The organism is Methyloparacoccus murrellii (assembly GCF_054657115.1).
This window is the reverse complement of record NZ_BAAHXD010000002.1, coordinates 62,546-88,293: the sequence shown is the minus strand read 5'-3', so window position 1 is coordinate 88,293 and position 25,748 is coordinate 62,546. Positions and strand designations below refer to the sequence as shown.

27 protein-coding genes are annotated in these 25,748 nt (G+C 68.6%); 12 read left to right on the top strand and 15 right to left on the bottom strand.

Features of this window, described 5'->3' with window-relative positions:
* Positions 1–6 precede the first annotated feature (6 nt).
* The 9 genes from ACYQ1H_RS00980 to ACYQ1H_RS00940 form a co-directional block, all read right to left on the bottom strand.
* The gene (locus tag ACYQ1H_RS00980; RefSeq protein WP_460026259.1) at positions 7–2,328 is read right to left on the bottom strand and encodes an MMPL family transporter; all 2,322 of its coding nucleotides are present in this window, start codon (positions 2,326–2,328) and stop codon (positions 7–9) included.
* Positions 2,325–2,954: a LolA-related protein gene (locus tag ACYQ1H_RS00975; RefSeq protein ID WP_460026258.1), complete on the bottom strand. Its 630-nt coding sequence runs from the start codon at positions 2,952–2,954 to the stop codon at positions 2,325–2,327. Before ACYQ1H_RS00975 ends, ACYQ1H_RS00980 begins: the two co-directional genes overlap by 4 nt.
* Positions 2,929–3,825, bottom strand: a complete 897-nt coding sequence (locus ACYQ1H_RS00970; RefSeq protein WP_460026257.1) for a lysophospholipid acyltransferase family protein — start codon at positions 3,823–3,825, stop codon at positions 2,929–2,931. The genes ACYQ1H_RS00975 and ACYQ1H_RS00970 overlap by 26 nt, the downstream gene beginning before the upstream one ends.
* The gene (locus ACYQ1H_RS00965) at positions 3,822–4,115 is read right to left on the bottom strand and encodes an ApeI family dehydratase (protein WP_460026256.1); all 294 of its coding nucleotides are present in this window, start codon (positions 4,113–4,115) and stop codon (positions 3,822–3,824) included. Before ACYQ1H_RS00965 ends, ACYQ1H_RS00970 begins: the two co-directional genes overlap by 4 nt.
* Positions 4,112–4,765, bottom strand: coding sequence for a COG4648 family protein (locus ACYQ1H_RS00960; RefSeq protein WP_460026255.1), 654 nt, complete (start codon positions 4,763–4,765; stop codon positions 4,112–4,114). The genes ACYQ1H_RS00965 and ACYQ1H_RS00960 overlap by 4 nt, the downstream gene beginning before the upstream one ends.
* A 3-nt stretch (positions 4,766–4,768) precedes the next feature.
* Complete coding sequence (locus ACYQ1H_RS00955) at positions 4,769–5,035, bottom strand: phosphopantetheine-binding protein (RefSeq protein ID WP_460026254.1); 267 nt, start codon at positions 5,033–5,035, stop codon at positions 4,769–4,771.
* Positions 5,036–5,108: 73 nt separating this feature from the next.
* Positions 5,109–6,167 carry a chorismate transformation FkbO/Hyg5 family protein gene (locus ACYQ1H_RS00950; RefSeq protein ID WP_460026253.1) on the bottom strand — a complete coding sequence of 353 codons (1,059 nt, stop codon included), beginning with the start codon at positions 6,165–6,167 and terminating at the stop codon, positions 5,109–5,111.
* Complete coding sequence (locus ACYQ1H_RS00945) at positions 6,167–7,444, bottom strand: NAD(P)/FAD-dependent oxidoreductase (protein ID WP_460026252.1); 1,278 nt, start codon at positions 7,442–7,444, stop codon at positions 6,167–6,169. Before ACYQ1H_RS00945 ends, ACYQ1H_RS00950 begins: the two co-directional genes overlap by 1 nt.
* 200 nt (positions 7,445–7,644) lie before the next feature.
* Positions 7,645–8,406, bottom strand: coding sequence for a class I SAM-dependent methyltransferase (locus ACYQ1H_RS00940; RefSeq protein WP_460026251.1), 762 nt, complete (start codon positions 8,404–8,406; stop codon positions 7,645–7,647).
* Between the two features lie 21 nt (positions 8,407–8,427).
* Here ACYQ1H_RS00940 and ACYQ1H_RS00935 point away from each other — a divergent pair, with 21 nt between their 5' ends.
* Complete coding sequence (locus tag ACYQ1H_RS00935) at positions 8,428–9,285, top strand: polysaccharide deacetylase family protein (RefSeq protein ID WP_460026250.1); 858 nt, start codon at positions 8,428–8,430, stop codon at positions 9,283–9,285.
* Complete coding sequence (locus ACYQ1H_RS00930) at positions 9,282–10,010, top strand: class I SAM-dependent methyltransferase (protein ID WP_460026249.1); 729 nt, start codon at positions 9,282–9,284, stop codon at positions 10,008–10,010. The genes ACYQ1H_RS00935 and ACYQ1H_RS00930 overlap by 4 nt, the downstream gene beginning before the upstream one ends.
* On the opposite strand, the gene ACYQ1H_RS00925 is transcribed toward ACYQ1H_RS00930, so the two are convergent.
* Together ACYQ1H_RS00925 and ACYQ1H_RS00920 are read right to left on the bottom strand one after the other, a co-directional pair.
* Positions 10,007–10,768, bottom strand: coding sequence for a glycosyltransferase family 2 protein (locus ACYQ1H_RS00925; protein ID WP_460026248.1), 762 nt, complete (start codon positions 10,766–10,768; stop codon positions 10,007–10,009). The two genes, ACYQ1H_RS00930 and ACYQ1H_RS00925, sit on opposite strands and share 4 nt — an antisense overlap.
* The gene (locus ACYQ1H_RS00920; RefSeq protein WP_460026247.1) at positions 10,765–11,553 is read right to left on the bottom strand and encodes a lysophospholipid acyltransferase family protein; all 789 of its coding nucleotides are present in this window, start codon (positions 11,551–11,553) and stop codon (positions 10,765–10,767) included. The genes ACYQ1H_RS00925 and ACYQ1H_RS00920 overlap by 4 nt, the downstream gene beginning before the upstream one ends.
* A 172-nt stretch (positions 11,554–11,725) precedes the next feature.
* Between ACYQ1H_RS00920 and ACYQ1H_RS00915 the strand changes: the two genes are divergently transcribed.
* On the top strand, positions 11,726–12,073 hold the full coding sequence (locus ACYQ1H_RS00915; protein WP_460026246.1) for a hypothetical protein: 348 nt from the start codon (positions 11,726–11,728) through the stop codon (positions 12,071–12,073).
* Between the two features lie 65 nt (positions 12,074–12,138).
* Here the strand turns inward: ACYQ1H_RS00915 and ACYQ1H_RS00910 are convergent, their stop codons facing one another.
* The 4 genes from ACYQ1H_RS00910 to ACYQ1H_RS00895 form a co-directional block, all read right to left on the bottom strand.
* Positions 12,139–13,341 carry an ammonium transporter gene (locus ACYQ1H_RS00910; protein ID WP_460026245.1) on the bottom strand — a complete coding sequence of 401 codons (1,203 nt, stop codon included), beginning with the start codon at positions 13,339–13,341 and terminating at the stop codon, positions 12,139–12,141.
* Between the two features lie 263 nt (positions 13,342–13,604).
* Positions 13,605–14,483, bottom strand: coding sequence for a cupredoxin domain-containing protein (locus ACYQ1H_RS00905; RefSeq protein ID WP_460026244.1), 879 nt, complete (start codon positions 14,481–14,483; stop codon positions 13,605–13,607).
* An 11-nt stretch (positions 14,484–14,494) separates the two neighbouring features.
* Positions 14,495–16,270: a multicopper oxidase domain-containing protein gene (locus ACYQ1H_RS00900; RefSeq protein WP_460026243.1), complete on the bottom strand. Its 1,776-nt coding sequence runs from the start codon at positions 16,268–16,270 to the stop codon at positions 14,495–14,497.
* A gap of 91 nt (positions 16,271–16,361) precedes the next feature.
* Positions 16,362–16,949 carry a hypothetical protein gene (locus ACYQ1H_RS00895; protein WP_460026242.1) on the bottom strand — a complete coding sequence of 196 codons (588 nt, stop codon included), beginning with the start codon at positions 16,947–16,949 and terminating at the stop codon, positions 16,362–16,364.
* Between the two features lie 564 nt (positions 16,950–17,513).
* On the opposite strand from ACYQ1H_RS00895, the gene ACYQ1H_RS00890 reads away from it, so the two are divergent.
* From ACYQ1H_RS00890 to ACYQ1H_RS00850, 9 genes are all read left to right on the top strand, one after another.
* Positions 17,514–18,128 carry a tetratricopeptide repeat protein gene (locus ACYQ1H_RS00890; RefSeq protein ID WP_460026241.1) on the top strand — a complete coding sequence of 205 codons (615 nt, stop codon included), beginning with the start codon at positions 17,514–17,516 and terminating at the stop codon, positions 18,126–18,128.
* Complete coding sequence (gene yoaA, locus ACYQ1H_RS00885) at positions 18,129–20,066, top strand: DNA repair helicase YoaA (RefSeq protein WP_460026240.1); 1,938 nt, start codon at positions 18,129–18,131, stop codon at positions 20,064–20,066.
* A complete protein-coding gene (tsaB, locus tag ACYQ1H_RS00880; protein WP_460026239.1) occupies positions 20,063–20,788 on the top strand; it encodes a tRNA (adenosine(37)-N6)-threonylcarbamoyltransferase complex dimerization subunit type 1 TsaB in 726 nt (241 codons plus the stop codon). The genes yoaA and tsaB overlap by 4 nt, the downstream gene beginning before the upstream one ends.
* Positions 20,789–20,797: 9 nt before the next feature.
* Complete coding sequence (locus tag ACYQ1H_RS00875) at positions 20,798–21,418, top strand: L-threonylcarbamoyladenylate synthase (protein WP_460026238.1); 621 nt, start codon at positions 20,798–20,800, stop codon at positions 21,416–21,418.
* Positions 21,419–21,442: 24 nt separating this feature from the next.
* Positions 21,443–22,099 carry a site-2 protease family protein gene (locus ACYQ1H_RS00870; RefSeq protein WP_460026237.1) on the top strand — a complete coding sequence of 219 codons (657 nt, stop codon included), beginning with the start codon at positions 21,443–21,445 and terminating at the stop codon, positions 22,097–22,099.
* On the top strand, positions 22,096–22,944 hold the full coding sequence (locus ACYQ1H_RS00865) for a segregation and condensation protein A (RefSeq protein WP_460026236.1): 849 nt from the start codon (positions 22,096–22,098) through the stop codon (positions 22,942–22,944). The genes ACYQ1H_RS00870 and ACYQ1H_RS00865 overlap by 4 nt, the downstream gene beginning before the upstream one ends.
* A 2-nt stretch (positions 22,945–22,946) precedes the next feature.
* On the top strand, positions 22,947–23,585 hold the full coding sequence (gene scpB / locus ACYQ1H_RS00860) for an SMC-Scp complex subunit ScpB (protein ID WP_460026235.1): 639 nt from the start codon (positions 22,947–22,949) through the stop codon (positions 23,583–23,585).
* Positions 23,551–24,447 carry a 23S rRNA pseudouridine(2605) synthase RluB gene (gene rluB / locus ACYQ1H_RS00855; RefSeq protein WP_460026234.1) on the top strand — a complete coding sequence of 299 codons (897 nt, stop codon included), beginning with the start codon at positions 23,551–23,553 and terminating at the stop codon, positions 24,445–24,447. Before scpB ends, rluB begins: the two co-directional genes overlap by 35 nt.
* A gap of 118 nt (positions 24,448–24,565) precedes the next feature.
* Positions 24,566–25,744: an MFS transporter gene (locus ACYQ1H_RS00850; RefSeq protein WP_460026233.1), complete on the top strand. Its 1,179-nt coding sequence runs from the start codon at positions 24,566–24,568 to the stop codon at positions 25,742–25,744.
* Positions 25,745–25,748: the final 4 nt, after the last annotated feature.

The window sequence follows — 25,748 nt, the reverse complement described above, 5'->3', positions numbered from 1 at the left end:
GCTCGATTATCGCGGAACCCGGGGCCGTTGCGCCAGCAGCGCGGCGAAGCCGATGGCGAGGATGGCGCCCACGGCCACGGTGGTGCCGATGGCCTGCAGAATGTTGACCCGCGACAGCGCCAGGGTGCCGAAGGCCAGCACGGCGCTGGCGCTGCAAACCAGCAGCGACAGCAGCGTGCGCCGTCGCTGCTCGGGATCGGCCGCGTCCTGGTTGAAGAACAGCGCCTGGTCCAGGCTGAGCCCCATGACCAGCAGCAGGGAAACCAGATGGTAGAGATTCAGCCCCCGGAAGCCGATCGCCATGATCAGGCCGGTGCAGAGGCCCGCCAGCAGCACCGGTGCGATCACCCTGAGGCTCTCCCTCAGGCTGCGTAGGCCGGCGGCGAGCAGCAGAACGATGGCGATCAGGCTCCCTGCCAGCAGTCGCAGGGCCTCCTGGCGGTAATCACGCATCAGCCGGGTCGATTCGGCGCGCAGGTCGAGCAGGCGGACATCCGCCCGGTCCAGGGCGGCGATGCGGTCGGCCAGGGCGGATGGGTCGGCGATCCGCGCCAGCGGCAGCAGCGCCGCCCAGGATGCGCCGACCGGCAGCAGCAGACCGTCGAGACGGTCGGCGAGGGGCGTCCCGGCCAGTTCGCGCCGCGTTGCCGGTCCGGCCAGCCGGGCTGCCGCCGCCTCGCGCAGGAAGGGCGCGAAGGCATCGTTTCGGAAGGGCAGGCCGGCAAGCGCCTGGCGCAGCCGGGCCGCGAGGATTTCCGGGGCGGGGATCGCCGCCAGCCGCTCGGCCTGCCGCGCGGCGCTGGGCAGATAGCGTCCGGGCGCGTCGTAGTCGCCCAGCACGCCATCCGCCCGGAGGCGATCCAGCACCGGCGTCAGCGCTTCGGAGCCACGCAGGGCGGCTTCGGCGCTCGCCGCGGCCACGACCAGCAGCTGGCGCAGATCCGGCGCGCCGAAATCCCGCTGCAAGGCCTCGTCCTGGTGCAGGCGCTCCAGCGGTACCGGGTTCATCACGGCGATGTCGTCGTTCCAGAGCGGCCGGTCCAGCGACACGAAAGCGAGCCCGGCCACAGCGGTCAGGCCAGCCGGCAGCCAGCGCAGGGCGGGAGGGGCGCCCGGGCGCCGCGACGGCAGCCCCCGTTCCACCCAGGCCGGCAGCCGGACCTGCGCCGCCGACAGCGCCGGCAGCACCCCGCGCGTCGACAGCCCGGCACCCAGCAGTCCGGCGCCGGCAAAGACGGCCAGCTGCGCCAGACCGACGAAGCCGGAGAACAGCATGGCGGCAAAGCCGGCGATGTTGGTCAGCAGCCCCAGGCGCAGCGTGGGCCAGATGCGGCGCATGGCGCCGGCGGGGGTTTCCCGCGGCGAGAGATGCGTGAAGTAGTGATTGGGATAGTCCGCCGCGACGCCGACCAGGGTGGCGCCGAAACCGAGGGTGATGCCGTGCACGCCGCCAAAGGCGAGGCTGGTGACGGTGGCGCCGCTGACCAGGCCGGTCGCCAGCGGCAGCAGGCTCAGGCCCAGCACCCGGGCCGAGCGGTAGACGGCGCCCATCAGCAGCAGCACCAGCAGGCCGTTGACGAGGGACAGCCGGGCCGCATCGGCGGTGATCTCCGCATTCGCCTCGACGCCCAGGGCACCGGGTCCGCCGAGGATCAGCGTCAGGCGGGCCGCCTCGGGCTGGGCGCCGAAGGCCGTGTGCACGGCCTCCTGGGCGACCGCCTGGGCCTCGAGATCGAAGCCCGAGGCGCGGGTTCTCGCCAGCACCAGCGCCCGCTGGCCGTCGCCGGATACCCACACGCCCTGTTCCAGCGCCGGACCGGTCGCGGGCAGCCAGGTGGTCAGCAGCGCCATCCAGGTCCCGGTCGGGTCGCGCGGCAGCCAGTTCTTCTCCAGCCAGCCGGCCGGAGACGCCAGCTCCCCGAGGCGCTGCTCCAGGCTGGCGCGCAGGGACGGGCCATCGAAATGATCGGGCGCCATGGCCGGACTGAGGGCGTAGCGGTAGCGGAACAGCCGTGTCTCCAGCCCGGCCAGGCTGCGTGGATCGGGTCCGTTGAGCACCGTCTCGAACATCGGCAGGGGCCGCAGGGCTTCCACGATCCGGCGGCTGGCATGGATGCGGTCGGCTGGCGTACCGCCGCCGATGGCGATCAGCAGCATGCGCGAGGCCGGTCCCTCGCGCATCTGCTGCACCAGGATGCTGTCGAGCAGGGTCGGCGTGCGGGGCAGGAAGAAGGTCAGGTCGGTCGAGACCGGCGTCCGCAGCCACAGCCATCCGAGGCCGAAGCCCAGCCAGGCCAGCCAGATCAGGATGGGCAGTCGCCGCCTCATCGCAAGGGCTGGAAACCGAGCTGCGAACGGTCGCCGTTCGCCTCCTCCAGCGTCATGCGCAGCAGGCGGTCCTGCTCGCCTTCCAGGCGGACGCTGCGCACCACGGCGCCCAGTTCCGCCCGCGCCGGTGTCAGCGTCAGCTGCCAGCGCCGCCACGACCCGCCGAGGCTGGGTTGCCAGTAGCGCCGCAGCGCCTCGATATCGCCGGCCAGGGGCGCGCGCAGGCTCTCGGCGAAGGCCTGCAGGGGCGGGTAGTCCTGGAGGTTCAGGGTGAGATCGGCGCCCTGGCCGGGCTTGCGCACCGTCACCACGCCATCGTCGATCAGGTAGTGCTCCTCGGCAGGCTGTTCCACATGCTTGGCGAGGTGGTCGGGCGGGCGGAATTCCAGGGTGCCTTCGAGCCTGAGCGGCTGGGTCAAGAGGGCAAGCGTCCGGGTCTCGACGAAATGCACGCGGATTGCTGCGCGAGCCGCGAGGCGCGCCAGCAGGCTTTCCAGCGTGGGAACGGGACCGGGCTCGGCCGCGGCGACCCAGGTGGACAGGGCCGCGAGGCAGAGCCCCGCCAGCTGCCGCCGGCGCCAGGGCGGAAGAGGTTTCGCCTCAGGCTTCGCGCTGCCAGATGTCATGGAAGTTGAACCAGTTCCAGGGTGCCCGGCGGGCATGGTGCTCCAGCCGGTCCGTGTAATGCTGCATCGTGGCCTGGGCGGCCGCCTCCCGCTGGCGGCGGGGCAGGGGATGAAACGGAGCCAGGTCCTCGAACACCACGGTATAGCGTCCCCAGCCCTCGTGCAGGCAGAAGAACAACACCATGGGGAGTTCCAGGGCCTGGGCCAGCATGAACGGCGCCTGCGGCAGATCGATGGGCTCGCCGAAGAAGCGGCAGCCGGTACGGCGGTCGCCGGCGAGGCAGCGATCGCCCAGCAGGGCCAGCATGCCGCCCTGGCGGATCAGCGGGACCAGCTCCAGCAGGGCGCCCGGCTGGTTCATGGGCACGATGTCCTCGTACAGGGACGGGTTGATCGAGCGGTAGAGCCGGGTGATCTGCGGGGTGGCCTCGGTATCCATCAGCACCTTGACGCGCAGCCCCAAGCGGCTGCGGCCCAGGGCACGGATGATTTCGAAGCTGCCCAGGTGCGAGCCGACCAGCAGGCAGGCACTGCCCGTGTTCGTGAAGCGCTCCAGGACCTCCAGCCCCTGCACGTGAATGCTCAGGCGATGGTCCTGGCCGGCGAGCACGAACAGCCGGTCGAGCAGGGTGCAGGCAAATGTGTGGTAGAGGCGGAAGAGATCGCGCCAGCCGGGCTCCCGCGCCAGGGCGCGGCGGAGAAAACGCCGGGCGGCCGGCAGGGTGGCGTTGCGCACCAGCAGGAAGTAGGCCGTGATCGGATACAGCAGGCCGCGCGCCAAGGGCCGCCCCAGATGCAGGGCGATCCAGGCGATGGTGCGCAGCCAGAAGGCATTGCTGCGCTCGGGCAGGCTTTGCCAGGCCGTGCTCATGGCCCGGTTTGCAGCAGGCCCATGGCGATCCGGCGATCGTCGGCGACGCAGTCGAAGCAGAGGCCCCGGGCGCTGCTCGTGAAGCGGATCTCGGCGCGCCTGCCTGGTTCGAGTGGGGCGACGAACTTGGCCTGGACGACGCCGGTGACCGGAGCGGCCGGATGGTGCCGTGCCGCGGCCGAAAGCACCTCGGCGAGGATCACCGCGGCCGGTACGACCGGCCGGCCGGGAAAGTGTCCGGGCAGGGCGGGGTGAGCGGCATCAATGGTGAAGCCGGGGGGCGTGCTCATCGCGGGGTCTCCATGACCCGTCCCGGGCTCTGCCAGCCATGCTGCAGCAGGGTGGCCAGCAGGCGGTGCAGCGGGGTATGCGGGTAGGCGCGAAGCCGGTGGCGCCGGTACAGGTTCTCGACGATGAAGAATGCCGCCATGAGCAGCATGTTCAGGGTATTGGCGAACAGCCAGACTGTTTTCGGCGTGGCCAGCCAGGCCAGCAGCACGGAATTGAGCGCCAGCGCCAGGAAGAACAGGGCCCAGGCCGCCGTCAGCCGGCGGGTATAGACCCGCAGCTCGGCCGGCAGGCCATGGGGTTCCTGGCGGGCCAGCCGCGCGATGCGGGTGATCAGGGGTTCCTGGCCGGCTGCCAGGGTCATCTGGAACATCCGCGCCAGCAGCAGGTTGACGACGGCCGGGATCAGCGCCAGCGTCGTGGCCGGCGCGCGCCAGAATCCCAGCAGGGTGACGGCCAGGCCCGCCAGGGTCAGCCCCAGCCGCAAGGCCAGGGAGCCGCGGATGCCGAGTCCCAGGAACAGGCCCACGGCCAGCAGGCCATCGGGCAGGCCCAGCCAGTCCGGCGGCAGCGGGCTGTAGCGCAGCAGCAGGTAGGAAACCAGCGGAAATCCCGCGATCAGGAGCACGCTGGTCCGGGTCTTGCCCGTCATCGATCAGGTCGTCCGCCGATGCGAGACCGCCTCGGCGAGGGCGGCAAGCGAGGAGAACATGCGGTTCACCTCGGGATCGTCCGATTTGATCAGGAACCCATAGCGCTTGGAGATGACCACCGACAGTTCGAGCAGGTCGATGGAATCCAGGCCCAGCCCCTCCTGGTACAGGGGCGCGGCAGGGTCGATCGCCGCCGGGGCGATATCGAGGTTGAGCGTATCGACCATGAGTCGGGCCAGTTCGGCTTCCAGTGCGTTCGGTGATGACATGCGATCGATCCTTGGAAAGATGGGATACAGGGGCAAGCCGCGGCCTCGGCCACCGGCTTGCCGGAGGGCGGACCTACAGATCCACAACGCCTTCGATCTCGAGCAGCAGGTCGGCGCGGCAGATGTCGCCCGCGACATAGAGGCAGGGACTCGCGGGATCCAGCAGGGTGCCGAGCTGTTCGCGGATCGGCTCCAGTTGCCGCGGGTGCCGCAGGTAGATCTTCCAGCGCGCTCGCTCGCCCAGCCGGTCGAGGCGGTCCGCGCCGGCGGCTGCCAGCAGGGCCTGCAGGTTGTCGGCGGTCGTCCGGCATTGCAGCGCCGGATCGCCCGTGCCGTGGCTCCGGTGACCGAGGATGCTGGCGGTTCCCGAGATGAACAGCCGGTCCTGCCGGGGGGTGGTGAAGCGGATTGCGCGCGAGAAGGAGGGGCTGCGGGGGCCGTATGCCGGCGGATAGCGGAAGGCGCTGACCTGGCGGGGGTTCTCGATCTGGGCGAAGATGCCGCGCCCGGCCAGGAAGGCGATCCAGAGGTCGCCGCCGTGCGTGCCGACCGCGCTGGCGGCGGGCAGATCCGCATCCAGGCGGTAACCCGCGGCGGACAGCGCCTCGTAACGGCCGAGGCAGAAGCGGCGGTAGCGCTCCAGTCCCGCCTGCTCCCCGTTGATGTCCGGGAAAAAGTTCCAGACCCGGAAGATCGGCCCGGTTCCATGCTCCCGCGTCAGCCGGACGATGTCGAGATAGGCGTCGTGGGCGGCGCGGTCCGGCTCCCCGGCGGGGCAACGGACGACGCCGAACATCAGTCCGTCCCGATAGGCATAGCGGAGACCATGCCGCTGGCCGTAATGGACCGGCTGATCGGTGAACCAGACCTCCCGGCCGGGCGCACCGGCGAGTACCGGCATGGCCACGCGGCAGGCGGGCACCTCAACGACCGGCGCCGGTCCCGGACCGTCATGGTCGCCGTCCCCGCCATGCTGGAGCACGCCGAGCACATATTGCCCGGGTGCCTGGACGAGCGGGCCGTCCACCGGCCGGTAGGCCTGGCCGAGACTCGGCGTCGCGCTGCGACGGCCGGCCGGCCGGGCGATCGGTCCGCGAAGGTCGGGGATGGCGAAACTGGGCCGCGCCGGCATCAGCGGGTTACTGCCGGCATGACGCCCCAGCGGATGAGCAGACTTCTCACGTGATAGATCAGGCGGAACGCCAGCAGCGGACCGCGCAGCCGGGTGCCCCGGAACAGATCGCCGGCTAGGACCGAGACGACCGCTTGCCGCACCCGGAAAAGGTTCTCGGGATTCATGAACAGGTCGCGGATGGCGGGGGTGGTGATGCGATAGATGAACCAGGAGAAGACGCCCAGCCCCTTGCGGACCTCGCGCTCGAAGCGGGCCAGCCGCTGCTTGGCGCTGGCCGGTTGCCGCAGGATGCCGTCGACGGCCTCGGCCGCCAGGAAGGCGCTGTTGAGGGCCAGGTGCACGCCGCTGGAGAAGACCGGGTCGATGAAGGCATAGGCGTCGCCGGCCAGGAGAAAATTCTTGCCGGTCATCCGCCGTGACTGATAGGAGTAATTGCCCGTCGCCGTCACCTCGCCGGCCAGGCTGGCGTTGGCGAGGCGCCGGCTGACGCCCGGGCAGAGGGCGATGGTATCGAACAGGAACTGTTCCACCGGCACGCTGCGCCGTTTCAGATACTCCGGCTTGCAGACCGCGCCGACGCTCATGGTGCCGTCCTTCAGCGGGATCATCCAGAACCAGCCGTGATCGAACCAGTGGATGCAGATGTTGCCCTCGGCCTGTCCCTGCGCGCGCTCGGCGCCCTCGAAGTGGGCGTACAGCGCCGCGCTGCGATGGCGGGCATTGCACTCCTTGAGTGCCAGGAAATCGGCCAGGAAGGTATCGCGGCCGGTGGCGTCGACATAGAACCGGGCCTGCCAGCGGGCGCGTTCGCCGGTCTCGTCGACCGCGGTCACCGCGCGGATTTCGCCGTCGGCGATCGCCGCCGTGTCGACCCGCCAGCCCTCGTGCACCTCGGCCCCCTGGTGGCCGGCATTGCGCAGCAGCACATGGTCGAACTCGGCGCGGCGCACCTGGTAGGCATAGGGATAATCGGGCCGCAGCGCCTCGCCGAAGCTGAAGGTCATGCTCTTGCCGTGGTAGACGGAGTGGAACTCCGCCGCGTACTTGCGCAGACCGATGGCTTCGATCTCCTCCAGAACGCCGAGCTCGGCGAGGAAGGGCAGGCTCAGCGGCAGCAGGCTCTCGCCGATATGGAAGCGCGGGTGGCGATCCTTCTCCAGGATCACGGCATGCCAGCCGCGTCTGGCCAGCAACGCGGCCACCGCTGCGCCGGCCGGTCCGCCGCCCATGATCAGTACGTCGCAGTGGCGGGATGAAACGGTATCCGCGTTCAAGATCATCGCTCGTTTGACGGGGGATTCGCGTTCCCGCATGTCGTGGGTTGTCTACGCCGCCATGCGGCAACCCGTGCGGGCCACTCCTAGTATAACAAAGGCTTGGCCGCGACAACGTTGCCGCCGCGGGACGATCGGGAGGGCCGGGCCGGGTGGCCCGGGTGGCGGGCGATCGCATCCCCGGCCGGGCGCGGGCATGGTCAGGCTGATGGCTTGACGGCCCTGTATTCACTGAAGATGCCGGCTTCGACATGCCGATCCGGCAGCTCGAAACCGGCCTGGCGCAGGGCCGCCAGCACGCAGGCGGGCTCCACCATGCGATCCAGCGTTTCCCAGTAGTATTCCATCAGCTGGCGGGCCTGCCGGCTGCCGGTGACGATGCCGGTCAGGCGCGGCATCAGATCGCGGAAATACAGGCGTGCCAGCCGGTATGCCGTGTTGCCCTCGGGCCTGGTGATATCCATGATCAGCAGGCGTCCGCCGGGCCTGAGGATGCGGGCGAACTCGCCGAACGCCGTGTCCAGGCTTTCGACGTGGCGCACGGCGAAGCCCATGCTGAGCAGGTCGAACGTCGCGTCGGCCAGGGGGACGGCATCGGCCCCGGCCTGCACATGCCGGGCGGCGGGAAGCCGCCGCCGGGATTCCCGCAGCATGCCGCCGCTCGGGTCCACGCAGGTGACCAGCGCGGGATCGCCGGCCAGCGCGGCGGCCGCCCGGGCGGTGATGCCGGTGCCGGCGGCGATGTCCGCCACCCGCATGCCGGGCCGCAGCCCGGCCCGCGCCAGCGCCTGGCGGCGATACCAGCCGCCGGTACCGAGAAATCCCCAGCTGGCGATGCGTTCATAATGTTTGGCCGAGTCGTCGAAGACACGCCGCAGGAACGCCTGTTTCTCGCCGAGGTCGCTGAAATGCGGATGCAGGGCGGGGTGGGGAACTTGGGGTTTTTCCGGGGCCACGGGCATGCAGGCAGGTGAGGGAGGGGAGTGACGCAACAAGGTTCGCAATATGTTACCGGGGTTCGCCGAGAGTCTGTCGCGCTCGCCGCGAGACCCTGGCGGCCGGCGGGCTTCATCGCGGGCTCCCTGGCCCTGCACGCGGGCGCCGTGATCGTATCCGGCCTCGACGGCGGGCTCTGGCCCTGGTGCGCCGGCGCGGTCGCCCTGGATCAGGCGCTCATCTCGGCCGCGGGCATGTGGCCCAGAAGCCGCCTGCTGGGGCCGAACTGGACCCGGCTGCCGGCCGCCGCCGCGGCCCGGGGCGACATCGCCATCACCCTCGACGACGGCCCCGATCCGGACGTCACGCCGGCCGTGCTGGACGTGCTGGAGGCCGCGGGCGCGCGCGCCAGTTTCTTCTGCATCGGCGAGCAGGCGCGGCGATATCCCGCCCTGTGCCGTGCGATGGTCGCGCGTGGCCACAGCGTGGAGAACCACAGCCATCGCCACCGGCTCGGCTTTGCCCTGTCTGGCTATCGGGGGTTCGTCGCGGAGGTGGGCGCGGCGCAGGCCACGCTGGCCGACATCACCGGCCAGGCGCCGCGGTTCTTCCGGGCGCCGTTCGGTATCCGCAACCCCCTGCTGGAGCCGGCCCTGTGCCGGTTTGGTCTGCAACTGGCCAGCTGGACCCGGCGCGCCTTCGACACGCGCGAAGGCGCGCCCGCGGAAGTCAGCCGGCGTCTGCTGCGGGGCCTGGCGGCGGGCGACATCCTGCTCCTGCATGACGGCAACGCCGCGCGTACCCCGGCGGGTCGCCCGGTCATCCTCGAAGCCCTGCCGCAGGTTCTGGCGGCAGCGCGGGCGGCGGGCCTGCGGCCGGTCAGCCTGCCGCAAACCCTGGCATGAGGGCGCAGCTGCCCGATGCGTTCCGCCAGACGCTGGTCCGGGCGGCGGCCGAGGCCTATCGCCCGGCCGGCCGCTATGCGCGGCATTTCGCCCAGGGCAAGCTGGCCGGCGATCCGATCTTTCCCGCCCTGCTGGAGCAGGCACTGATTCCCGACCAGGCGCGGGTGCTGGATCTCGGTTGCGGGCAGGGTCTCCTGGCCGCCTGGCTGCGGACGGCGCGGGAACGCTGGGATGCCGGCGACTGGCCTGCCGGCCTGCCGGCGCCGCCATCCCTGCGCGGCTACCGGGGCATCGACGCCCTGCGGGTCGACATCCAGCGCGCGTGGATGGCGCTCGGCCCCAGGGCCGCATTCGAATGTGGCGATCTGCTCGACTTGCCATGGCCAGCGGCGGATGTAGTGGTGCTCTTCGACGTGCTCCACTATCTCGATGCCGAGGCGCAGCCGCGGCTGCTCGAACGCATCCGGCACGGGCTGCCGGCCGATGGCCGCCTGCTGCTGCGGGTCGGCGATCGGGCTGCCGGCTTGGGCCAGCGGCGCGCCAACCTGGTCGATCACACCGTTGCCTGGGTGCGCGGCTATGGCCGGCGGCGCTTCAGCTGCCGAACCCGGCAGGCCTGGGATGCGCTGCTGCGGCAGGCGGGATTCGCGCCGGAAGCGCAGCCCATGAGCGGCGGCACCCCTTTCGCGAATGTGCTGTTTGTGGCGCGCCCCTGCCGGGACTAGGCTCGCCCCGACAGCCACCGGATCAGCAGGCCGGGTAGCCGCAGGAGAGACTCCAGCACCAGGCGGACATGCATGAAGGTGAGCAGCAGGTTGTCGCGCCCGTAGTGGAAATGCGATACGCCGCCTTCCGTGGCGCTCAGGTAGCGTACCGGCGCCGGCAGGTTGATGGCCGGCACGCCATGCCAGCACAGGCGAACGGCAGCCTCGGGGTCGAAATCGAAGCGCCGCATCCAGGGCTGGCGGGACATGATCCTCAGCAGCGGTTGTATCGGATAGACGCGAAAACCGAACAGGGAATCGCCGATTCCGGACCAGAGCGTCTCGATATTGGCCCAGAGGTTGGAAATCCTGCGCCCGCGGACACGCACCCTCGGCGCCTGCTCGCCGAAGACCGGCAGACCCAGGATCATGGCCTCGGGGCGCCGCCGCGAAGCGGCCATGAACTCGGGGATCAGTGCCACCGGATGCTGGCCGTCGGCGTCCAGGGTCAATGCGTGCGTGTATCCCGCCGCTGCCGCTTCCTCAAGACCGGCCAGCACGGCGGCGCCCTTGCCGCGGTTCCCGGGCAGTTGCAGCAGGCGCAGGCCGCTGTCCTTGGCGATCCGGGCTGCCAGCAGTTCGGTGGAGCCATCGGTGCTGCCGTCGGCAACGACCCACACCGGATTCCAGTACTGGCGGGCGGCGTCGACCGTCTCGAGGAGCTTGCGCCCGGGGTTGTAGCTCGGGATCAGCACCAGATGGGTGGTGGACGCTTTCATGGGTTGGCGGAACAGATGGACAGGGATTCGGTGGCCGGCTCCGGGGAAACCGGCCGGAGTTCGGACTCGAAATGCCGCTGCAGCGTGCCGGTGAAGGCGCGTACCTCTCCGGGGGGCGGGAACCGCTGTCCCAGCCGCACGTGCACCACGATCGGCAGGCTCGGGCGCCGCAGCAGCGGCCAGTGTTTGCCGAGGAATGGCACATTCATCTCGATGAGCAGGGTCTGGATGGGCGCTCCCGCCCGGCGCGCGATCAGCGCCGGGCTGCTGCGCAGGGGGTCGACCGGTGGTCGCGAGGTGCGCGTGCCCTCCGGAAACAGCAGCAGATGACGGCCTTCGCGCAGCTCGCGGACGGCCAGGCGAATCATGTCATGGCACCGATGGTTGGGAATGTAGCCGGCCAGCCGGGCACCGGCACCCAGCAGGGCATGGTCGAGCAGCGGAGCCTTGACGATGCAGCCGATGTCGGGAATGCGCGAGAAGATCAGGACGGCGTCCAGCAGGCTGGGGTGGTTGGGGGCGATGATCGTCGCCGGTTGCCGGGCCAGGTTGTCGAGCGCCGCAAGATCGACCTTGACCCAGTTCAGGGCACCCAGGACGTGGAGGTAGCCCCGGAACGCGAGGCTGATGACCCGCCGTCCGAGTGCGCGCCCGTGGCGTTCCGGCAGCAGCATCTTCAGTATCAGGGCCAGCGGCGACCATAACAGGCAGGCGACGCCCAGCATGCCCAGCCCGGTCGCCAGCGCCAGGGTCTCGTGCAGCGATTTGAGCGCGGAGCGGGGCATGCCGTGGGGGTGAATTCGATGCTGTTGGAAACGGCTAGTGTGAGAGAGTCGTCCGTATTCGGCAACTGGCACGGAGGGCCCCGGCGGCGGCCGCCACAGGCTACCGCCGGAATCTCTCATTCTGGGGCAAGGTTGTTACAATCGCTGCTTTACCTTGACGAGGAGCGCAAGCATGACCCAAGCATCCAGCTCAGCCCTATTCTTTACCTACAAGGGCGGTGAATTCCAGCCCGCCGACGTCACCCGCTATTTCGGCGGCAAGGTCAGGCGTCCCGACGATGTGGTCGAGGCCATCCTGGCCGAAGGCTACGAGCCGATGACGCGCCGGGAAGTCGATGCCGGGGAAGTCACCTTTTCTCTCTGGGAAGGGCCAGGACATCAGTGCGTGGTGCGGATCACCTCCCAGGGTGTCGCGCCGCATATCGTGTACCTGGACGGTCTCCTGAACTGGTTGCAGTTCCAGGGTAGCGTCCTCAGCCCGGCGATCCAGCTGGCCAGGCTGGTGCACGGCGACGCCTGACTGTCTCGACGATGGTATCGCGACCCTGTGGCAGCGGCGTGCCGCAGGGTCGGGGCCGATACCTCCTACCAGCCGGACTCCTTCTCCGGACTGGCGCTGATCCGGTGGATGGTCAGGTCGGCACCGGTGAACTCCTCCTCCGGATCCAGCCGCAACCCGAAAAGGCGCTGCAACACGCCATAGATCAGAAAGCCGCCGGTCAGGGCGACAACGATGGCCAGTCCCGTGCCCAGCAACTGGGACATGAAGGCGACCTTGCCGAGCCCTCCCAGCGAGGGCTGCCCCAGCAGGCCGGCCGCCAGGCCGCCCAGCGCGCCGCACAGGCCATGCAGGGGCCACACGCCGAGTACGTCGTCGATCTTCCAGCGGTTCTGCGTCAGGGTGAACATGCCGACGAACAGCCCGCCGGCACAGAGACCCAGCACCAGGGCGCCGGCCGGGTGCATGATGTCGGAGCCTGCACAGACGGCCACCAACCCCGCCAGCGGGCCGTTGTGGACAAAGCCCGGGTCGTTGCGGCCCGCCAGCAACGCCGCCAGCGTGCCGCCGGCCATCGCCATGAGAGAGTTGATGGCCACCAGGCCGCTGATGGCCTGCAAGGTCTGCGCCGACATGACGTTGAAGCCGAACCAGCCCACGGTCAATATCCAGGCGCCCAGTGCCAGGAAGGGAATGCTGGATGGCGGATGGGCCGACATGCCGCCGTTGCGGTGGTAGCGTCCCCGGCGCGGCCCCATGAGCAGCACGGCGGTGAGCGCGACCCAGCCGCCCAGTGCATGCACCACAACGGAGCCGGCGAAATCGTGGAAGGGGGCGCCGAAAGTCTTTTCCAGCCAGGCCTGGGCACCGAAATGGTTGTTCCAGGCGATACCCTCGAAGAACGGGTAAACCAGGCCAACCAGCAGGAAGGTCGCGGCGATCTGCGGGTTGAAGCGCGCGCGTTCGGCGATGCCGCCCGAAATGATGGCGGGTATCGCCGCAGCGAAGGTCAGCAGGAAGAAGAACTTGACCAGCGCGTAGCCATGGTCGGCCGTCAATTGGGTGGCATCCTGGTAGAACTGCACCCCATAGGCCAGGTAATAGCCGACGAAGAAGTAGGCGATGGTCGATACGGCAAAATCCGCCAGGATCTTGACCAGCGCGTTGACCTGATTCTTGCGGCGGACGGTGCCGAGTTCCAGGAAGGCAAACCCGGAGTGCATGGCCAGCACCATGATGGCGCCGAGCAGCACAAACAGCACGTCCTGACTTTGGTTGACGTTATCCATTGCATGACCTCATCAAGGGGATCGCGAGAGGCAAGCAAGGTTCAGGCCAGGTTGTTACTGGTGCGAGCGGCCTGATAACGGGGCGCTCCGGTCCCGTGGGACTTGCCGCATCACCGAAATGGTGCGGCATGCCCCGGAATGGGTGCGAGCGATGTTTGCGCCAGCGCTGGATGCTCCGGACATGAAAAGGCCGCCGGGTGACGTCATGTCACCCCGACGGCCAATCGCCGGCTTCTCCGGAAGCCGGGCAGCAGGGAACCCGGCTACTTCTTGTGCACGCCGCCGATCAGGGTGGTAAGAAAGCCGATCAGCCTGTCCAGCCAGGAGCGGCAGCCATCCACCAGGCAGGTGGCGACCTCCTGCCCCGACATGCCGGCAAAGCGCCGACGATAGTAGCCGATACCCAGGGGGGTACCCACGATGCCGAGCACCAGGCCCAGCAGGAACGTGCCATTGCCGGACGACGTTGGTGTGGCGCTGTTGCCGGCGGACACGCCCGCCGCCGGTGCGGGTGGCGGCAGCTTGACCGAGTCGGGAACCTTGGGGCCATAGTCGTCGGGAACCACGAAATCGGTGATGCCCGGGATGCTGGGGAAGGGCGTGCTGCCCTTGCCAACGATCAACTGGCCCTTCATGCCCTTTTCCATATGCTGGGCAATGTCGCAATGGACCAGATAGGTCCTGTCCTCGGCGGGCAGGATCAGGGTGCCGGATATCTTCGCCGGGCCGGTCATCTCCAGATGGAACATGCCCTTGTCGTAGATGAACTTGGGCAGGCCATGCATCATCCACTGATGGCGGATGTGGTCCTCGTTGATGAAGTTCACGGTCAGGCGGGTACACGGCTTGACACGCCATTCATGGGTATCGAAACCGAACATGGTGCCGGGATAATCCTTTGCGTACTTGTGGCCGGCGCGCACGGTGATCGACACGTCCTCGCTCACCCGTGAACAGCCGGGCGGCAGGGTGTCCTTGTTCTGCCCCATGACCATGCCGCCTTCCATGTCCATGAGATGGCCGCCGCCATGGTCCATGAGCATCTTGTGCTCGGCGAAGGTCTCGGTCTTTTCGGCGGCCTGACCCAGCGACGCGGTCAACAGGAGGCCGGCGCCAACAAACTTCAGGGATTGGTTAAGCATCGCTATCCACCTCATTGCTTATGCTTGGCCAGGAAAGGCAGCTGGCCCAGTCGTGCCATGACCTTTGCGCGGTTCAGGTAGAGGACATAAGCCGCCATGCCGAGCAGCAGGCCGGAGAACAGGCCGCCGCCATTGCCGGCGGGGGCGGCGGGAGCGGTCCCGCCACTGGCGGAAGGTCCGGCGGCAGGCGCTGCCTGCGGCGGCAGCAACTCGTTGCCAGCGTTGATGCCGGGCTTGGTATCCATGGTGCCGGCCGGTGCGCCCAGGGGGCTCCAGTCCTCCATGTGATCCTGCCAGACGGGGATCTTGCGCTGCCAGAACTCCCGGGTGAAGTAGGGCTTCAGATCCATGCCGTGGCTCTTGGGGGTGCCGTTCTCGTCCACGTAATCCTTGTAGGCGACCAGACTGATGCTGCCGCCTTCGCCCATGCCGTCGGTGGTGAAGGCCTTCTCGGTATGGTCATGGAACATCCACAGACCGGAGCCGAAGCTGTGCAGGCCATCATCGGTGGTGTTGAGCGCCAGGTCCAGACGCTGCGCCGGCGCCAAGCTGTAGACATCGCGCGTGACCTGGGCGGCGGGATTCACCGGCACACCGTCGTAATCGGTCTCGGTAGCCTTGTGTCCATGAATGTGCAGGCCCATCGGTTCGGTATGGCCATTCAGGATGCGAATCTTCACCTTCTCGCTGGGATTGACGGTGATCAGCGACTCGCGCAGGGTGTAGGGGAAGGCTCGTCCATTGAGCAGGTAGTAGTCATCCGTGGCGTCGGTCATGTCGTATTCCTGGTTCATCTTCTTGGCCACCAGGCGCACGTCGTTGGCCGACTGCGGGATCGAATGCAGTTCCTTGTCCACCGACTGGTAGTGCAGGTCGTATTCCTGCTTGTATTTTTCCAGTACCGCCACCGAGGGATGCCGCACCTGGCCGGCGCCGATGTTGAAGACCTGCGGCCAGTTGTTCGGGCGGTTTTCCTCGACGATGAACATGCCCGCCAGGCCCATCGCGATGTGGGTATGCGGCTGCACGTGGCAGTGGTAGTACATGGTGCCGGCCTGCCGCGGGCGGATCACGTAGGTCTTGCTCTGGCCGGGCATGATGTCCATCTCGCTGGTCTGGCCCACGCCATCATTGCCTTCGCCGGCATGATCCATGAAGGGATGATCCACGCCATGCAGGTGGATGGAGTGCGGGAAATAGTGCGAGTTCTCGACCACCAGCCAGACCACGTCACCCTGCTCGACGCGGATGGGCGGGGAGGGCATGCGCAGCAAGGGGTTGGCCTCGGCGCTGGCAAAGCTGCGGGTCGACATGTCGCGGCTCTTGGGGGTGAAGACCCAGAAGCTCGGCTGGATGCCCGGGGCGATGTCGAAGGTGGGGACCACGCCCGGGAAGTCGGGCGAGTGGCCGTTGACCTCCATGATTTCGAGCTTGATGATGTAATGGTCGGGATCGCCGTCCTTGTCGATATCGTTGCTCAGGGTCAGGGTATCGGCGGCGACATTCGAGGTATCCATGAGGGTTTCCATGGATATGTTGTTCGTGCCCTTGACGAAGGCGGCGATGTCGTTCGGGTTGTCCGGATTGCAGGAGCGCGATTCCTGTATCTGCACCCCTTCCACCACCTGCGCCTGTCGCCATTCGGGTGGCGCGCCGCTGTTGCAGAAAGGCTCGGCCTGACCCGCTTCAACCTTGGCCGTGGGGGGCGCCTTGAAGACGGCGGCCGAGGGCAGGGGCAGCGTTACGAGCAGTGAAGCCGTGAGGGTAGCGAGCGTTAGTCTGGACATGGCGGTTAACCGTGGTTGGTAAAACGCCAGGACAGGGTTTCCCCCATCCTGGCGCCGGGATACCGGCCCGTGGCAACGGGCCGGTCAACGATCAGGCCTGCTTCTTGTTGGAGATCAGCTTGTCGATCGCGTTCTTGAAGCCGGCGTTGGACAGGTAGAAGATGTAGCCGCCCGCCACCAGCAGGGTCAGGACGACGATGAGGGTGCTGGTCGGAATACCGCTGGCGCCCGCGCCGACGGCCAGGCCGATGTGCTCATCCACCTTCTGGCCTTCGTTCACCAGGGTGATGTGCACGCGGTACTTGCCCGCCTCGGTGAAGTTCACGATGGAGTTGAAGGTGCCGTTCGGGTGCGTGCTGGGCGGCTGGTAGAAGACCCGGGTGCCTTCCGGCTCCTTGGTGATCTCGAACTCGACCGTCATGTTGCGGAGCGCCTTGCCCTCGTAGTCAAAGACGACAGTAGTGGGGCCGGTCTCGGGAATCGCGTTGCAGTATTCGGTGGTGCCGGTCAGCTGCGGCTGGTAAGCGGTAAAGTGCACCAGGTGAGAGCCAATCTGGACCCGGCACTGATCGGTGTCGACGCTGGCGCCGCCATGGGACCAGGCGGAGAGTGGAAGAAGGCTGGCAGCCAGGAATCCCAGGGCGGCCAGGCTGTTTTTCATGACCTTGATGTTGCGCATGTTCTGTTCCCTCACTCGATCGTGACAGATCGATTGTTATAGTGTGAATGGCTCGGGCTGGATGCTAAGGACGGGGGTTGTGGGCCGCGGGTCATTAGATACAGTCTCTGCGAATATACCGAAGCGCCCTGCCTTGCACAACAAAGCGACCGATCAATCGCCAATCCCTGATCCCGAAATTTCGCGTCCGGCAAGAACATTCCGCCGGACATTCGGAGCCCATGGACAGGCCATGGCGGTAAAAGTTCAGGGGGGCTCCGCGCGTCGCCGGGCAAGGGTTTCCTGCGGCGGGAGCGGGAATTTCCGGTATGCTTCCCGGCCATGATCACTCCTGTCCCGAGCGTATCGCCGGCGCGAAACCGGAGCGGCCTGCCGCAAGGCCATCCAGCCGCTTCGCTCCGCATTGACCAGCGGTTTCGCTGCCTCGTCCTGTTGCCGGCGCTCTTGCTGGCAGGCTGCGCCGGCATCGGCGGACAGCGTTCGGCGCCGGCCCCGATAGTCGAGCCGGTCCGCTTGCCCGAACCGGCACCGGCCGTCACGCCGCAGCCGGCGGCGACCGAATCCATGCCGACCCCCACGATCACCCCGCTGCCGAGTTCGCGACCGCCCCTGCTCGAGGAAAGCCTGCCCTCGGAGTCCGCGCCGCGGGAGATCTTGCCGGGCTACTCGTCCTCCCCCTATGGGGTGAACCCGATCCCCGAATCGCTGCCGCCGGTGGAAACCGCCGAGCCCGTCCCCTATGGACCACCCGAGGACGCAACGCCGCCCGCGGCCGCGGAGCCGGTCTGGCCATCCGCCGCCAGCGAGCCGGTCTCGCCCGCGCTGACGCCACCGCCGGCACCCAGGCTGTTTGCCATGAACGCACCGCCCGCGGTGGTCGCGCTGCAGGGCGACATCGAGAGCCAGTTCCGCTCCGGTGGCTACGCCGATGCGGCCGCGTCGCTGGAGCGCGCCATCCGCATCCAGCCCAAGAACCCGGAACTCTGGCATGTGCTCGCGGACGTGCGGCTGCGGCAGCAGCAGCCCGGCCTGGCCGAGGATCTGGCGAGGAAATCCAACCTTCTCGCCAGGAACAATGCCGAACTCGTCCGCGGCAACTGGCGCATCATCGGCGAGGCCTGCCGCCTCAAGGGCGATGCCAGCTGCGCGGCCGAGGCCATGGACAAGGCCCGCTACTAGGTGCGACCCGATCTCGCGGCGGTTCTCGGCCTGGGCGGGACGCTGGCCAGCGCGTTGCCGGGTTTCCGGCCGCGCCCGGCCCAGTCCGCGATGGCGGTGGCGGTGGCGGAGACCGTCGAAGCGGGCGGCTGCCTGGTGGCCGAGGCCGGCACCGGGACCGGCAAGACCCTCGCCTATCTCGTGCCGGCGTTCCTGTCCGGTAAAAGAACCCTCATCTCGACGGCCACCAAGACGTTGCAGGACCAGTTGGTGGCCAAGGACCTGCCCATGGTGCGCCGTGTGCTCGGGCAGCCCCTGCGCATCGCGTTGCTCAAGGGACGTTCCAACTACCTGTGCCTGTACCGGCTCGAACATGTGCTGGGATTCCGCGCCGGTCACGGCAGCCAGGAAGCCAGCCATCTGGGGGCGATACGCCGCTGGGCCCGCCGGACCCAGACCGGCGACATCGGCGAGGCGGTCGAGGTGCCCGAACAGAGCCCCCTGTGGCCGGCGGCGACCTCAACGGTGGACAACTGCCTGGGACAGGACTGCCCCCACTATGCCGACTGCCATCTGGTCAGGGCGCGCGCCCGGGCACGCGAGGCCGACATCCTGGTCGTCAATCACCACCTGCTGTGGGCGGACTGGACGCTGCGCAACGAAGGCTTCGGCGAGCTGTTGCCGGCCGCCGATACCGTCATCATCGACGAGGCCCACCAGTTCCTCGAATCGGCCGCCCAGTTCCTGGGGCTCTCGATCAGCTCGCGCCAGCTGCATGAACTGGCCAGCGACATCGGCGTGGAACGCCTGCGCGACGCCCCGGACGCCCAGGCCCTGGCCGAGGAGGCGGAACGGCTCGAACGCCTGGTGGACGATGCGCGACTGGCGCTGGGACTGGAGGCGCGCCGCGATGCCTGGCAGGCGGTGGCGCAGGATACCGAGCTTGCCGAGGTGCTGGCGGCCGTTTGCCGGCAGTTGTTGACGCTCGCGGAACTGCTGCAACCGCTGGCGGTGCGGGGCAAGGGACTGGAGTCCTGCCGGCAGCGCTGCCGGGAACTCGACCAGCGCCTGCAGCTGTTTTTCGACGGCGAGGCGGAAAACCAGGTGCGCTGGTTCGAGACGCGCAAGCGAGGCTTCACCCTCAACCGGACGCCGCTGGCATTCGCCGAGGAATTCGGCCGTTTCCGCGGCACCTCCAGGGCCGCCTGGATTTTTACCTCCGCGACCCTGACGGTGAACGGGCGATTCGATCACTTCACCCGGCAACTGGGCCTGTACGACGCCCGCTGCGAGGCCTGGGAGAGTCCTTTCGACTACCGCAACCGCTGCCTGCTCTATCTGCCGCCGGGCATGCCCGGTCCTGCCGCGCCGGACTACACGGCCAGGGTCGTCGAGGCCAGCCTGCCGGTGCTGGCCGCCAGCCAGGGCAGGGCCTTCATGCTGTTCACCTCGCATCAGGCCCTGGCCGAGGCGGCTGCCCGGCTGGCGACGGCGGTCGACTATCCTCTGTTCGTCCAGGGAACACAGCCGAAATCGCGCCTGCTGGAAGCCTTCAAGCGCGCCGGCAACGGCGTGCTGCTCGGTACCGCCACCTTCTGGGAAGGCGTCGACGTGCCGGGCCCCAGCCTGTCCTGCGTCATCATCGACAAGCTGCCGTTCGCGGCGCCCAGCGATCCGGTGCTGGCTGCCCGGCTGGACAGCCTGCGCCGTGCCGGCCTGAATCCGTTCGCCTGCCACCAGCTGCCGGCCGCGACCATCGCCCTGAAGCAGGGCGTCGGGCGGCTGATTCGCGACCACGAGGACCGCGGTGTGCTGATGCTTTGTGATCCCCGCCTGCTTGCCAAACCTTATGGGAAAACCTTCTTGAACAGCCTGCCGCCCTTGCCCCGGAGCCGCTCCCTCGATGACGTCACCGCCTTCTTCGCCCACGAACACGCCATTCCGGCGGCCGCCCCATGAAGGTGCTGGCCATTGAGACGGCGACGGAGGCCTGCTCGGCGGCCCTCCTGATCGGCGACAGCCTGCATGAGCGGTACCAGCTGGCTCCCCGCGAACACAACCGGCTGATCCTGCCGATGATCGAGGCGCTGCTGGCGGAGGCCGATTGCCCGGCCCGCTCGCTGGACCTGATCGCCTTCGGCCGTGGACCGGGGTCCTTCACCGGGGTTCGCATGGCCGCCGGGGTTACCCAGGGCCTGGCGCTGGGGCTGGACCTGCCGGTGATCGGGATCTCGACGCTGGCGGCCCTGGCCTTCGACGCCCTGGCCCGTTATCCGGCCCTGGCGCGCGCCTATCCCTGCCTCGATGCCCGCATGCACGAGGTCTACTGGGCGGTCTACGATCGCGATGCCGACGGCTATCCGCAGCTGGCCGGGCAGGAGCGCGTCTGTCCCGCCGCTACCGTGACGGTTCCGCCTGGCATGGCCGGCATCGGTATCGGCAGCGGCTGGTCCACCTATGCGGATATCCTGTCCCGGAAGGCCGAAGGCTGCCTGGCGGCGGTCCTCTCCGACCGGTTCCCGGGCGCCGGCGCGGTGGCGCGGCTGGCCGCCCGGTGCTTTCCCCGGGAGGGCGGTGTGCCGGCGGAGCTGGCGCTGCCGGTCTACCTGCGTGACGATGTCGCCCGCAAGCCGGCCGTGGCCGGCATGCGCCCGGACGGATCGCCCGGATCGCTGGTGTAGAATGCGGCCATGGCACAGTTCTTCCAGATACACCCCAAGGACCCGCAGGCCCGGCTCATCCGCCGCACGGTGGACATCGTCCGTGACGGCGGCATCATCGTCTATCCGACCGATTCCTCCTATGCGCTGGGTTGCCGGATGGACAACAAGGAAGGGCTGGAACGCATCCGCCGCATCCGGCGGCTGGAGGAAGACCACAACTTCACGCTGGTCTGCATCGACATCTCGCAGGTCTCGACGTTCGCGCGCATCACCAACGAGAGCTTCCGGCTGATCAAGTCCCTGACACCGGGCCCGTTCACCTTCATCCTCGGCGCCACCCGGGAAACTCCCAAACGGCTGCAGCACTCCAAGCGCAAGACGATCGGCATACGGCTGCCCGACGATCCCATCACCGAGGCGATCGCCAGGGAGCTGGCCGAGCCCCTGTTCAGCTCGACATTGATCCTGCCCGGCGAGGACGCGGCCATGACCGACCCGGAGGAGATACGCGACCGCCTGGAGCGGGAGGTGGATCTGATCATCGACGCCGGCGTGGTGGCCTACCAGCCCACCACCATCATCGGTTTTACCGGTGACCGGCCGGAGATATTGCGGCAAGGCAAGGGCATCGTCGAATCGCTGCGTTAACCCCACCCTACCTGGAAACCGCTCATGGACCAGTATTCCATCGAACAACTCGTGATAGCCGGCATCGTGCCGGTGCTGTTTGCCATCACCCTGCACGAAGTGGCCCACGGCTGGGCCGCGCGGCTCTGCGGGGACGATACCGCCGAGCGCCAGGGGCGGCTGTCGATTAACCCGCTGCACCATATCGATCCGGTCGGCACCGTGCTCATCCCCGGGCTGATGATCGCCATGAAGAGCGGCTTCATGTTCGGCTGGGCCAAGCCGGTGCCGGTCGACTTCGGACGCCTGCGCAATCCCCGCCGCGACATGGCCATCGTTGCCATCGCCGGTCCCGCCGCCAACCTGCTGATGGCCATCTTCTGGGCCCTGGTGGCGCGCGCCTCGGGCCTGCTGCCGGACGACAGCCCCTACCTCGATCCCCTGCGCCTGATGAGCATGATCGGCATCCTGTTCAACGCCATGCTGGCGCTGGTCAACATGGTGCCGGTCCCGCCACTGGACGGCGGCCGCCTGCTGGTCGGCCTGCTGCCCTATCACCTGGCCGACAAGCTGGCCCGGCTGGAGCCCTATGGCTTCTTCATCCTGCTGGGCCTGATGTTCACCGGCATCCTGGGCCTGTTCCTGGGGCTGCCGATGCACCTGCTGCGCGGCCTGCTGATGGGGATCGCCGGCGTTTCATGACGGCTGACTGCACCGAGGTCCGCGAACCACCGGCGTCGCCGGCCACCGAAGGCGAATCGATACCGCTGGCGCGTGTCCGGGGCGCACCCCTGCACGATCTCCCGGACGACCTCTACATACCGCCCGACGCCCTGGAAGTCTTCCTGGAAGCTTTTGAGGGCCCGCTGGACCTGCTGCTCTACCTGATCCGCCGGCAAGGCTTCTCGATCCTGGACATCCCCGTGGCCGAGATCACCCGCCAGTACATCGCCTACATCGAGATGATGGGGGAACTGCGGATCGAGCTGGCCGCCGAGTACCTGCTCATGGCAGCCATCCTGGCGGAGATCAAGTCCCGCTGGCTGCTGCCGCGCCCGGTCGAGGCGCCGGCGGCGGAGGACGATCCGCGCGCCGAACTCGCCCGCCGGCTGCTGGAATACGAGCGTTTCAAGGCCGCCGCGCAGGCGCTCGACGAACTGCCCCGCTGCGAGCGCGAGGTGCACGAGACCTCGGCCGACACCAGCCAGATCAAGGTCAACAGGATCTATCCGGAGGTCGGCCTGAAGGAGGTGCTGCTGGCCTTCGAAGAGGTGCTGCGGCGCGCCGAGCGTTCCACCCATCACCAGATCCGGCGCGAGCCGCTCTCGGTGCGCGAGCGCATGGCCAGCATTCTGGCCCGCCTGCAGACCCATGCCAGCCTGCCGTTCACGGCCCTGTTCGAGCCGCGCGAGGGGCGGGCGGGCGCCTTGGTGTCGCTGCTGGCCATCCTGGAAATGAGCAAGGAGCGCCTGATTGACATTCTCCAGGACGAACCCCTGGGGCCGTTGCATGTCAGGACCCCGGCACCGGCGGAAGCGGTCGCCTGAGCATGGAACTCCGCCATATCCTCGAGGCGGCCATGCTGGCCGCCGGCCGGCCGCTGGATCTCGCGGCCTTTGCCGGCCTGTTCGGCGAAAGTGAGCGACCCGACGACGAGACCCTGCTGCAAGCGCTGGGCGAGGTCGAGCGCGACTATGCCGCGCGCCCGCTGCAATTGCAGCGGGTGGCCAGTGGCTACCGGCTGCAGGTGCGCGCCGACTATTCACCCTGGATAGGGCGCCTGTTCGAGGATCGGCCGGGACGCTACTCGCGGGCCTTTCTCGAAACCCTGGCCATCATTGCCTACCGGCAACCGGTCACCCGCGGCGAGATCGAGGACATCCGCGGCGTTGCCGTCAGTTCGGGCATCATCCGGGGCCTGCTCGAACGCGAATGGATACACGCGGTCGGGCACAAGGAGGTACCCGGCCGGCCCGCGCTGTTCGCCACCACGCGGCGCTTTCTCGACTACTTCAACCTGACCAGCCTGGAAGACCTGCCACCCATGCAGGATTTCCTGCAGCAACCGGAGCCGGAACTGCCCGCCGTGGCCGCCGCGATCCCGGCGGCCGCGCAACCCCCTGCCACTGCCGACCTTCCCGATACCAGCGACGATGCGAACCCCCAGCCAGAACCGACCCCATCCTGACCCCAAGCCGGCGCCGCCGGCCGATCCGGCCGGCGAACGCCTGCAGAAAGTCCTGGCGCGCTTCGGCCTGGGCTCCCGCCGCGAGATCGAGACGTGGATTCGCCAGGGCCGGGTGTCCCTGAACGGGCGCTATGCCCAGCTGGGCGATCGCTACCAGCCGGGAGACCGGCTGATCGTCAATGGACGTCCGCTGAACCTCGACGCCCAGCAGGACGAGCCGGTGCGCGTGCTGCTGTATCACAAGCCCACCGGCGAGCTGGTGACCCGGCGCGATCCGGAAGGGCGCCCGGTGATTTTCACCCAGCTGCCGCGCCCCGCCCGGGGCCGCTGGATCGCCGTCGGCCGGCTGGACATCAATACCCAGGGCCTCCTGCTGGTGACCAATCATGGTGAGCTGGCCAACCGGCTGATGCACCCGTCGCGGGAAATCGAGCGGGAATATGCCGTGCGCGTGCTCGGTCCGGTCGACGAGCGCATGCTGGAGCGACTGACCCGCGGCGTCGAGCTGGAGGATGGTCCGGCGCGCTTCGAAACCGTGCAGGAGGCCGGCGGGGAAGGCGCCAACCGCTGGTTCCATGTAACCTTGCGCGAAGGCCGCAATCGCATCGTGCGCCGCCTCTGGGAATCGCAGGGCATCACCGTCAGCCGGCTGATTCGGGTGCGCTTCGCGCATATCGACCTGCCGCCCCGGCTGCGCGCGCGGACCTTCCTGGAACTGCCGCCGGAGCAGGTCGAGCAGCTCCTTGGCTTCGTCGGCCTGGCGCCTGCCGTCGGCGGTTCCGCCGGGCACCCGGACAGGTCCGCGCGGCCGGCAAAAACTGCGGCGCGCCAGCCGGGCGGCAGGCCCCGGACACGGCGCTAGCCTTGGCCGCGAAGCCCGCGCCCGAGGACGCCGTCCGCCCGGCTGGTGCTTGCCATCCCGCGGCGCAATGAGCGCACGCCATCATGCCGGCGCCGCCGCATCGGGCCCGGTCCCCCGCATGCCTCGCGCCATCTGGGCGCTGGGCTTCGTCAGCCTGCTGATGGATATCTCCTCCGAGCTGATCCACAGCCTGTTGCCGGTGTTCATGGTCGCCTCCCTGGGCACCAGTTTTCTGCAGGTGGGGCTGATAGAGGGGGCGGCGGAAGCCACCGCCCTGATCGTCAAGGTTTTCTCCGGCGTGCTGTCCGATCTCTGGGGCAAGCGCAAGCCCCTGGCCCTGTTCGGCTATGGTCTGGGGGCTCTGTCCAAGCCCCTGTTCGCGCTGGCGACAAGCCCGGGGCTGGTGTTCGCCGCGCGTCTCGTCGACCGGACGGGCAAGGGCATCCGCGGGGCGCCGCGCGACGCGCTGGTCGCCGACCTGGCGCCACCGGCCATCCGGGGCGCCGCCTTCGGCCTGCGCCAGTCACTGGATACCCTGGGCGCCTTCCTGGGCCCCCTGCTGGCGATGGGGCTGATGCTGGCCTGGGCAAACGACTTCCGCGCCGTTTTCTGGACGGCCATCATCCCCGGCTGCCTGGCCGTGGCGCTGCTGTTCTTCGGCGTGCGGGAGCCTGAGGCCCGGCCGCGTCCACCGGCAACCGGCCATCCGATCCAGGGGCGTCATCTGCGGCGTCTTTCCCGGGCCTACTGGTGGGTAACCGGTATCGGCGCCGTCTTCACCCTGGCGCGCTTCTCCGAGGCCTTCCTCGTGCTCAGGGCCCAGCAGGGCGGGCTGCCCATCGCCCTGACGCCGCTCGTGCTGATCGGCATGAACCTGGTCTACGCGCTCACCGCCTATCCCTTCGGCCGGCTTTCCGATCGGGTTCGCCATACCCGGCTGCTGGCCCTTGGCCTGGCAGTCCTGGTGGCTGCCGATGCGATCCTGGCCTGCGGCAGCCACTGGGTATGGGTCTGGGCCGGCATCACGCTATGGGGGCTGCACATGGGCATCACCCAGGGGCTGCTGGCGAGAATGGTGGCCGATACCGTACCGGCCGACCTGCGCGGCACTGCCTACGGCTTCTATAGCCTGCTCGGCGGCCTGGCCATGCTCGTCGCCAGTGGTCTCGCCGGCCTGCTCTGGGACATTTACGGCGCCCCGGTCACCTTTGCCGCCGGCGCGGCGTTCGCCGTCCTGGCCCTGGCGGTTCTCGTCCTGCGTGGTCTGGCCGCAGCCAATCCCGCGCGGCACGCCTGAGCGC

Bases quoted from the DNA above. Each gene is read 5' to 3' on its own strand.
- ACYQ1H_RS00910 (WP_460026245.1), bottom strand. From the start codon at position 13,341: ATGGATAACGTCAACCAAAGTCAGGACGTGCTGTTTGTGCTGCTCGGC.
- tsaB (WP_460026239.1), top strand. From the start codon at position 20,063: ATGAAGGTGCTGGCCATTGAGACGGCGACGGAGGCCTGCTCGGCGGCC.
- ACYQ1H_RS00950 (WP_460026253.1), bottom strand. From the start codon at position 6,167: ATGCCGGCGCGGCCCAGTTTCGCCATCCCCGACCTTCGCGGACCGATC.
- ACYQ1H_RS00980 (WP_460026259.1), bottom strand. From the start codon at position 2,328: ATGAGGCGGCGACTGCCCATCCTGATCTGGCTGGCCTGGCTGGGCTTC.
- ACYQ1H_RS00920 (WP_460026247.1), bottom strand. From the start codon at position 11,553: ATGCCCCGCTCCGCGCTCAAATCGCTGCACGAGACCCTGGCGCTGGCG.
- ACYQ1H_RS00870 (WP_460026237.1), top strand. From the start codon at position 21,443: ATGGACCAGTATTCCATCGAACAACTCGTGATAGCCGGCATCGTGCCG.
- ACYQ1H_RS00960 (WP_460026255.1), bottom strand. From the start codon at position 4,765: ATGACGGGCAAGACCCGGACCAGCGTGCTCCTGATCGCGGGATTTCCG.
- ACYQ1H_RS00875 (WP_460026238.1), top strand. From the start codon at position 20,798: ATGGCACAGTTCTTCCAGATACACCCCAAGGACCCGCAGGCCCGGCTC.
- ACYQ1H_RS00975 (WP_460026258.1), bottom strand. From the start codon at position 2,954: ATGACATCTGGCAGCGCGAAGCCTGAGGCGAAACCTCTTCCGCCCTGG.
- ACYQ1H_RS00955 (WP_460026254.1), bottom strand. From the start codon at position 5,035: ATGTCATCACCGAACGCACTGGAAGCCGAACTGGCCCGACTCATGGTC.
- scpB (WP_460026235.1), top strand. From the start codon at position 22,947: ATGGAACTCCGCCATATCCTCGAGGCGGCCATGCTGGCCGCCGGCCGG.
- ACYQ1H_RS00850 (WP_460026233.1), top strand. From the start codon at position 24,566: ATGCCTCGCGCCATCTGGGCGCTGGGCTTCGTCAGCCTGCTGATGGAT.
- ACYQ1H_RS00895 (WP_460026242.1), bottom strand. From the start codon at position 16,949: ATGCGCAACATCAAGGTCATGAAAAACAGCCTGGCCGCCCTGGGATTC.
- ACYQ1H_RS00865 (WP_460026236.1), top strand. From the start codon at position 22,096: ATGACGGCTGACTGCACCGAGGTCCGCGAACCACCGGCGTCGCCGGCC.
- rluB (WP_460026234.1), top strand. From the start codon at position 23,551: ATGCGAACCCCCAGCCAGAACCGACCCCATCCTGACCCCAAGCCGGCG.
- ACYQ1H_RS00905 (WP_460026244.1), bottom strand. From the start codon at position 14,483: ATGCTTAACCAATCCCTGAAGTTTGTTGGCGCCGGCCTCCTGTTGACC.
- ACYQ1H_RS00970 (WP_460026257.1), bottom strand. From the start codon at position 3,825: ATGAGCACGGCCTGGCAAAGCCTGCCCGAGCGCAGCAATGCCTTCTGG.
- ACYQ1H_RS00940 (WP_460026251.1), bottom strand. From the start codon at position 8,406: ATGCCCGTGGCCCCGGAAAAACCCCAAGTTCCCCACCCCGCCCTGCAT.
- ACYQ1H_RS00965 (WP_460026256.1), bottom strand. From the start codon at position 4,115: ATGAGCACGCCCCCCGGCTTCACCATTGATGCCGCTCACCCCGCCCTG.
- ACYQ1H_RS00925 (WP_460026248.1), bottom strand. From the start codon at position 10,768: ATGAAAGCGTCCACCACCCATCTGGTGCTGATCCCGAGCTACAACCCC.
- ACYQ1H_RS00915 (WP_460026246.1), top strand. From the start codon at position 11,726: ATGACCCAAGCATCCAGCTCAGCCCTATTCTTTACCTACAAGGGCGGT.
- ACYQ1H_RS00890 (WP_460026241.1), top strand. From the start codon at position 17,514: ATGCCGACCCCCACGATCACCCCGCTGCCGAGTTCGCGACCGCCCCTG.
- ACYQ1H_RS00930 (WP_460026249.1), top strand. From the start codon at position 9,282: ATGAGGGCGCAGCTGCCCGATGCGTTCCGCCAGACGCTGGTCCGGGCG.
- ACYQ1H_RS00900 (WP_460026243.1), bottom strand. From the start codon at position 16,270: ATGTCCAGACTAACGCTCGCTACCCTCACGGCTTCACTGCTCGTAACG.